This window comes from Streptococcus pluranimalium, assembly GCF_047785745.1.
GTDB lineage: Bacteria > Bacillota > Bacilli > Lactobacillales > Streptococcaceae > Streptococcus > Streptococcus pluranimalium_B.
The window spans coordinates 1-8045 of the sequence record NZ_JBLOJT010000084.1 but is presented as its reverse complement, the minus strand read 5'-3'; the positions used below and the strand labels follow the sequence as shown (position 1 = coordinate 8045).

Here is an 8045-nt window from a genome sequence, read left to right as displayed (position 1 = left end):
TTTCTTAAAATAATCCTACTGCTGTTCCGTCTTCTAAGACATCCATGTTGAGTGCAGCTGGTTGTTTTGGTAAACCAGGCATGGTCATAACATCACCTGTCAAAGCAACAATAAAACCAGCTCCTGTTTTTGGAACAAATTCACGAATGGTGACTTCAAAGTCCTCTGGTGCACCAAGTAAGACAGGATTATCTGAGAAGGAATACTGGGTCTTAGCCATACATATTGGTAATTTATCCCAACCAAATTCAGCAAATTGTTTGAGCTGAATTTTAGCTTTTGGTCCAAAATGAACGTCTTTACCGCCGTAAACTTTGGTAACAATTTGACGTGCTTTTTCTTCTAAGCTATCCTCATCATTGTAGAGACGTTGGTAACTAGCTTGACCTTTATCAATCGTTTCAACAAGTGTTTTAGCAAGATCAACACCCCCATCAGCACCATCAGCCCAAACACTAGCTAGTTCAACCGGCACATCAATTTCTCGACATAGCTCTTTCAGAGCTGTAATCTCTACTTCTGTGTCGGCAGCAAATTGATTAATGGCAACAACTGCTGGGATACCGTACTGACGAATGTTTTCAACGTGTCGTTTAAGGTTTTCAAATCCAGCACGAACAGCTTCAACATTTTTTTCTGACAAGTCAGACTTAGCGATACCACCATGCATTTTTAAAGCACGAAGAGTTGCAACGATAACTACGGCATCTGGTGATTTAGGAAGATTTGGTGTCTTAATATCAAGAAATTTCTCAGCACCTAAGTCAGCACCAAATCCAGCTTCCGTAACAGTATAATCTGCTAAATGCAGAGCTGTTGTTGTGGCAAGAACTGAATTACAGCCATGAGCAATATTAGCGAATGGTCCACCGTGGACAAGTGCTGGTGTCCCGTAAATGGTTTGAACTAAGTTTGGCTTGATAGCGTCTTTAAGAATAAGAGCCAAGGCACCCTCAACCTTTAGATCACGCACATAAATTGGTTTACGATTGGTATCATAAGCAACTACAATGTTAGCAAGGCGTTCTTTGAGGTCTTTAAGGTCTGTTGCTAAGCAGAGAATTGCCATAATTTCTGAAGCAACGGTGATATCAAAACCGTCTTCACGTGGGATACCGTTAACTGGGCTACCCAAACCGACAACAACTTGGCGAAGCGCACGATCATTAAGGTCGACCACACGCTTCCAAATGATACGGCGTTGATCAATTTGAAGCTCATTCCCTTGTTGGAGGTGGTTATCCAAAAGAGCTGCTAAGGCATTATTAGCTGTCGTAATGGCATGCATATCGCCTGTAAAGTGAAGATTAATATCTTCCATTGGAAGAACTTGGGCATAGCCACCACCCGCAGCTCCACCTTTTATTCCCATGACCGGACCAAGAGAAGGTTCACGTAGGGCAAGCATGGTTTGTTTCCCTATTTTATTGAGAGCGTCAGCAAGTCCAATAGACATAGTTGATTTACCCTCTCCTGCTGGGGTTGGGTTAATCGCCGTCACTAAAATCAATTTTCCAAGTTCGTTGGAGTGAGCTTCTTTGATTTTATCAAAGGATAATTTGGCCTTATATTTTCCATAAAGTTCAATATCATCCAAGCTTATGCCAACTTTTTCAATAATTTCTGCAATAGGTTTGAGTGCAACACTTTGAGCAATTTCGATATCAGATTTCATGAAACACCTCTTATAACATTAATGACAGTATTATATCACAGTAAACTAAAAACGCATAATGTTTTCTATTAAACTAATAAACATTCGGTTTTTTCTACTTGCAAATTAAGAAAAACGATAAAATTGTATGTTTTCTTAATTTTTAAGATCTTCTAAAGCATTGTAAGCTACCTCGTCAACTTGATCTAGGACAACGATCCAATTTTTAGAAGCATCTGTTTGGTTTAATAAATCAGGATTAGCACTAGCCTCATCGTTACGAGAAACGATAGTACCTGCAAGTGGACTGGTCAATTCCATAACAGCTTTTGAACTTTCAAGGTTTAAAAGGCTGTCGTCAACGTCAACGGTATCGTCTTCTGTGAAGTCAATGTAGGCGATATTTCCCAGAACATCTTGTAATTCTGGTGTCATGCTAATTCTATAGAGATCGTCTTCTTTTGTAATGAGTAATGAATTTGCTACTTTTGCCATGAGTTCTCCTCCTACTTCCATCTTTCATACTATACTAGTATAGCAAGATTTGATATAAAAATCAGCTTAGAGTGTTTAGGTTACGTTTCAGATGTTGTTTTAAAAATTTATCATAGTTTGTCAATAAGTCTGGTGTTAAATGGAGTTGATGTTTAACCATACCTCGTTTTTCGAGAGCATAAATAGCCCTATCTTGAATCTCTTCAATGCTGAATGATGTCTCTAAAAGTTCTGAGAGATTAGCCATGCAAGCTGGGTCGATATCAGGGTATTTTGCCGTTGTTGATTGTCCTTGAATACCACTATCATAGAAGGATTTGACCAAACGACCACGAAAATCTTGGTCTCCATAAACACTGAGGTAAATGGAAATAACGACTGAATCTTTAATGCGTCGTTGCGCAATTCCTGCAAACTTTTTACCCCCAATACTTAAATCAAAGGTTCCGGGACAGTAGGATTGTGGAACTTCAAAATGCTCAATTTCAACTTCAAAATCACAAAACATATCCCGAATCATATCCACCATTAAGAGATAAGCATCCATTATCGATAATTGATTCGCATTGGGAAGAATTAAAGAAAAATTTAAAACCCCTTCATCGGAAATAACACCAAGTCCTCCAATATTTCTGACAATCGGCTGGTAACCATAAGATTTAATGGCTTTTAGACCTTCTTCAAAATAAGGAACTTGTCGATCTAGCATGCCTAGGATGACGATTTTCTCCATAGGCCAAAAATGAAGAATCATTCTCGCGGGTTGCTGATCAATATGTCGTAAGAAAGTATCTGTCCATGCAAAAGGGTGGACAGTTTGTTTACTAGCATCCTCATAGAGACCAAAGACATCGAGCTTGAGAGAACTAAGCATTTCTAAAGACTTGGACAAGATATAACTCCTTATTTTTTGATACTTAACCTTATCTATGATACCTTAAGATCAACCAGAACTCAATAACTTATCGTCTTTTAACTCATCAAAAAGTTTACCAATCAAAGCTTTTTTAGTAAAATATGCTTATGAAAATTTTGATTACATCTGGTGGGACGACGGAAACTATTGATTCTGTTCGTGGTATCACCAATCATTCAACGGGAAAATTAGGCAAAATGATTGCTGAAACTTTCTTAAACCAAGGGCATGAAGTGACTCTAGTCACTACTAAACAAGCTGTTAAACCAGAAAGTCATGCTCTGTTATCTCTTAGAATTATTTCCTCTGTCGCTAACTTACAATGTGCTTTAGAAGAATTAGTCCCTCAGCATGATGCTCTTATCCATGCGATGGCTGTATCTGACTATACGCCAGTTTATATGACAGATCTGGATGAACTAAAAAGTACTTCTGATATTGCTCATCTCTTAGAAAAGACAAATACTGAAAGTAAGATTTCGTCAGCGTCTGACTACCAAGTTTTATTCTTGAAAAAAACGCCTAAACTGATCTCACAGGTTAAAGTATGGCATCCAGACATCAAGTTGATAGGATTTAAATTGTTAGTAGATGTTTCCAAGGAAGAATTGGTATCGGTTGCGCGTGAAAGTCTTAGAAAAAATGAGGCTGATTTCATCTTAGCCAATGATCTCAGTCAGATTACTACTGATCGCCACCAGGCTTGGTTGATCGGACGAGACTCTATCCAAGAAGCTCAAACGAAAGATAGCATTGCTAAGCTAATCTATACAGAGGTGACTAAACATGACTAAGACCATTTTATTAGCGGTTTCAGGGTCTATATCAGCCTATAAGTCTGCGGATCTAACTAGTCAATTGGGAAAATTAGGCTATAAGGTTCATGTGCTGATGACTGAGGCTGCAACAGACTTTATCACTCCGCTAACTCTTCAAGTCCTCTCAAAAAATCCCGTTCATCTAGATATTATGGAAGAAAAAATAGCTCATCGTATTAACCATATCGATTTGGGGAAGGAGGCTGATTTATTTATCCTTGCTCCTGCTTCTGCTAATACGATTGCTCAGCTTGCAAATGGAATGGCAAATAATATGGTAACAGCTACTGCTTTAGCATTACCAGCTTCTACACCAAAATTATTTGCCCCTGCTATGAATACAAAAATGTACGATCATCCAGCTACTCAAGCTAATATGGAGAGATTAAAAACATATGGTTATCGTGAAATTGAACCCAAATCAGCTGTACTAGCTTGCGGAGATATCGGACGTGGAGCGCTAGCTGATCTTGATATTATCATAAAAAACATTGAGGAGACACTTTGTGAAAACTAATAAAGCACGCCAAACAGCGACAATTGCCATCTTTTTTGCCATTATGTTTATTATTCAACTATTGAGTAATATGATTTTTAGCATTTGGCCAATTCCTATCAAACCAACTTTAGTGCAGATTCCGGTGATTATCTCAGCTATACTTTATGGTCCTAGAATTGGAGCAAGTTTAGGTTTTTTAATGGGAATGATGAGTTTAATCACAAATAGTATCATCATACTACCCACAAGCTATCTCTTTTCACCCTTTGTTGATAATGGTAATCTAGCTTCGGTAATTATTGCTATCTTACCACGTGTCTTAATCGGTATTACCCCATATTTTGTCTACAAGTGGTTAAGCAATCAGTTTGGACTAGCTCTTTCTGGCTTGATTGGGTCTCTAACAAATACCATATTCGTTCTCACAGGTATTTTTGTCTTCTTCTCCACTGTATACAAAGGGAATATCCAAGCCTTACTCGCAGCTATTGTTTCATCAAACGCTATTGCTGAGATGATTATTTCTGCAATTCTTGTGCCTGTTATCATACCAAGATTAGAACGATTTAAAAATAAGTAAAACCATGTTAATTTCATGGTTTTTTTCTATAAAAAATGGTATAATTGAAAGCGTTTAGAACAATTTTGAAACGATTAAAAGAACTTTAAAAGGAGTTGCTTATGACTTATCAAGAATCTTACAATGAATGGCTAGCTTCTGATCAGCTTCCTGACTATCTTCGCCAAGAATTAGAAGGTATGGATGAAACAACTAAAGAAGATGCTTTCTACACTAATTTAGAATTTGGTACAGCTGGTATGCGTGGCTATATTGGTGCCGGCACCAACCGTATTAATATTTTCGTTGTTCGTCAAGCGACAGAAGGTTTAGCGAAACTAGTTGAATCAAAAGGTGAAGAAGCCAAGAAACGTGGTGTGGCTATCGCTTATGATACTCGTCATTTTTCACCAGAGTTTGCCTTTGAGTCGGCTCAAGTTTTAGCAACTCATGGTATCAAATCATACGTTTTTGAAAGCCTTCGTCCTACTCCTGAACTATCTTTTGCCGTTCGTCATTACAATGCTATCGCAGGTATTATGGTAACTGCCAGCCATAATCCAAAAGAATTTAATGGATATAAAGTCTATGGCGAAGACGGTGGTCAGATGCCACCAGCTGATGCTTCTGCTTTGACAGATTATATCCGTGGTATTGAGGATCCTTTCTCAGTCAAACTAGCTGATTTAGAAAGCAGCAAATCGTCAGGGCTTATCACTGTTCTTGGCGAAGAAACAGACCGTCTCTACTTGGATGAATTAAAAACTATTAACATCAACCACGACCTGATTGCCGAGTTTGGTAAAGACATGAAAGTTGTCTACACACCACTTCATGGTACTGGCGAAATGTTAGCGCGTCGCTCACTGGCTGAAGCTGGCTTCGAATCTGTTCAAATCGTCGAAAGTCAAGCAACGGTTGACCCAGATTTTTCTACTGTCGCTTCACCTAACCCAGAAAGCCAAGCAGCCTTCGCTTTAGCTGAAGAACTAGGACGCGAAATTGATGCGGATGTACTTCTTGCAACAGATCCTGATGCTGACCGTGTTGGGGTTGAGGTTCGTCAAGCTGATGGTTCTTATTGGAACCTTTCAGGGAACCAAATTGGGGCCCTTATCGCTAAGTATGTTCTTGAAGCACATAAGACAGCTGGTACGCTGCCTACTAATGCCGCTCTTGCGAAATCAATCGTTTCAACTGAACTGGTAACGAAAATTGCTGAGAGCTACGGTGCAACCATGTTTAATGTCTTGACTGGATTCAAATTTATTGCTGAAAAAATTCAAGAGTTTGAAGAAACAGGTAATCATACTTACATGTTTGGTTTTGAAGAAAGTTTCGGTTACCTCATTAAACCATTTGTCCGTGACAAAGACGCCATCCAAGCCGTGCTAATGGTTGCTGAAATTGCAGCCTACTACCGTTCTCGTGGTTTGACACTAGCTGATGGTATCGATGAAATCTTCAAAGAATATGGCTACTTTTCGGAAAAAACCATCTCAGTTACCCTCTCTGGTAAGGATGGTGCTGAGCAAATCAAGGCTATCATGGCTAAATTCCGTGAAAATGCGCCAAAGCAATTCAACAAGACAGATATTGCCCTTTTTGAAGATTTTGCAGAACAAAAAGCTGTTGCGCTTGATGGCACAAAGACTAAATTAACGACACCACCATCAGATGTTCTTAAATACACATTAACAGATGATAGCTGGTTTGCCGTTCGTCCTTCAGGTACGGAACCAAAAATCAAATTCTACATCGCAACAGTTGGTGACACTTTAGAAGAAGCTAATGACAAAGTAGCTAACATTGAAAAAGAAATCAATGATTTTGTCAAATAAGATACCCCCCTGACTTCTCATTTTGATATACTCCCCTTATAGTAGACAGTGAAAAAACAAAAATTCACTAGAAACTATAAAGGGAGTTTTCGTATGTCAAAAAGAAGTCTAAAATCAGTTGAAGAAAAGTTAGAGATTGTATTGAAATATCAAGAAGGCCAGGCAATTGGACAGTTAATCAAAGACTATCAAGTATCAGACTATACGCTCAAAGAGTGGATGAGAAAATACCAAATTGATGGTATTGACGGTCTCAAGGAAAGCTGTACTTGGAAACACTATTCGTTAGAGTTGAAACAAACCGCAATTGATGAGTACCTTTCTGGACAAGGAAGTTTAAGGATGATTTGTCACAAATATAATATTTCAGATACTTCTGTTCTCAGAAGATGGTTAAAAGAGTATACTAGTGGTAAACCATTACAAGCAACTAGTAAAGGATTAAGTCGTATGAAACAGGGACGAAAAACCACTTTTGAGTAACGTGTTGACATGGTCAACTTCACTATTTCTCATGATAAAGACTATCAGACAGCGGTTGAGAAATATGGTGTTTCTTACCAACAAGTTTATTCCTGGGTGAGGAAGTTTGAGATGGACGAGAGTCAAGGTCTGCTAAACCGCAGAGGTAGAGGGTTAGAAAGCAAGCCCAATCTCACGCCAGAGGAAGAACTTCACCTTAAAATCAAGCAACTAGAAGAGCTCAATCGCTACCTTGAAATGGAGGTAGGTCTCCTAAAAAAGTTGGAAGAAATCAAACGCAGAAATCGACGGTAAGGCTTATCTGAGTGCTATTAAAGACCTTTATGACGGCTCTATCGTGGCTTACCATATCAGTAAGAACAATGATAATCCACTTGTTATGGAGAATCTAAGAAAGGCTATGAAAGCCAATCCAGATGCCTCGCCACTTATCCATAGTGACCGAGGCTCCCAATACACCTCACGAGAATATCGGATGATAACGACACAATATCAGATGACGCGCTCTATGTCACGAGTTGGCAAGTGCATTGACAATGCCCCAATTGAGAGTTTCTTTGGTCACTTTAAAACGGAGTGCTATGACTTGAATAGTTATAAGACGTTTGAGGAGTTAGTCGCTGATATTGATGCTTATATCTATTTTTACAATAACGAACGATTTCAAGAGAAGCACAACGGCCTTGCCCCTCTTGAGATGAGGAACAAGGCCTTTGCGTAATCTTTTATTATACTCATTGAAAATTAAAATCTGATATTGTCAAGTTTACCTTGATGAAC

The 8045-nt window shown here is 38.7% G+C and carries 7 protein-coding genes and 1 pseudogene; 5 read left to right on the top strand and 3 right to left on the bottom strand.

The window, feature by feature from the left end; genetic code table 11:
• Positions 1 to 4: 4 nt before the first annotated feature.
• The 3 genes from ACMZ6U_RS08180 to ACMZ6U_RS08170 form a co-directional block, all read right to left on the bottom strand.
• Positions 5 to 1675, bottom strand: coding sequence for a formate--tetrahydrofolate ligase (locus tag ACMZ6U_RS08180; protein ID WP_416107800.1), 1671 nt, complete (start codon positions 1673 to 1675; stop codon positions 5 to 7).
• A gap of 135 nt (positions 1676 to 1810) precedes the next feature.
• Positions 1811 to 2149, bottom strand: a complete 339-nt coding sequence (locus ACMZ6U_RS08175) for a glycine cleavage system protein H (RefSeq protein ID WP_416107798.1) — start codon at positions 2147 to 2149, stop codon at positions 1811 to 1813.
• 61 nt (positions 2150 to 2210) lie between these two features.
• Positions 2211 to 3023, bottom strand: a complete 813-nt coding sequence (locus tag ACMZ6U_RS08170) for a biotin/lipoate A/B protein ligase family protein (RefSeq protein WP_416107802.1) — start codon at positions 3021 to 3023, stop codon at positions 2211 to 2213.
• 149 nt (positions 3024 to 3172) lie between these two features.
• Here ACMZ6U_RS08170 and ACMZ6U_RS08165 point away from each other — a divergent pair, with 149 nt between their 5' ends.
• The 5 genes and pseudogenes from ACMZ6U_RS08165 (at position 3173) to ACMZ6U_RS08145 (ending at position 7986) form a co-directional block, all read left to right on the top strand.
• Positions 3173 to 3859, top strand: a complete 687-nt coding sequence (locus ACMZ6U_RS08165) for a phosphopantothenate--cysteine ligase (RefSeq protein WP_416107796.1) — start codon at positions 3173 to 3175, stop codon at positions 3857 to 3859.
• Complete coding sequence (gene coaC, locus ACMZ6U_RS08160) at positions 3852 to 4400, top strand: phosphopantothenoylcysteine decarboxylase (RefSeq protein ID WP_416107794.1); 549 nt, start codon at positions 3852 to 3854, stop codon at positions 4398 to 4400. The genes ACMZ6U_RS08165 and coaC overlap by 8 nt, the downstream gene beginning before the upstream one ends.
• Positions 4390 to 4962 carry an ECF transporter S component gene (locus ACMZ6U_RS08155; RefSeq protein WP_416107792.1) on the top strand — a complete coding sequence of 191 codons (573 nt, stop codon included), beginning with the start codon at positions 4390 to 4392 and terminating at the stop codon, positions 4960 to 4962. Before coaC ends, ACMZ6U_RS08155 begins: the two co-directional genes overlap by 11 nt.
• A gap of 101 nt (positions 4963 to 5063) precedes the next feature.
• Positions 5064 to 6782 (top strand): phospho-sugar mutase, encoded by a 1719-nt coding sequence (locus ACMZ6U_RS08150; RefSeq protein ID WP_416107790.1) that lies wholly within the window; start codon positions 5064 to 5066, stop codon positions 6780 to 6782.
• Between the two features lie 93 nt (positions 6783 to 6875).
• A pseudogene (locus tag ACMZ6U_RS08145) lies at positions 6876 to 7986 on the top strand (IS3 family transposase).
• The last annotated feature ends 59 nt before the right edge of the window (positions 7987 to 8045 follow it).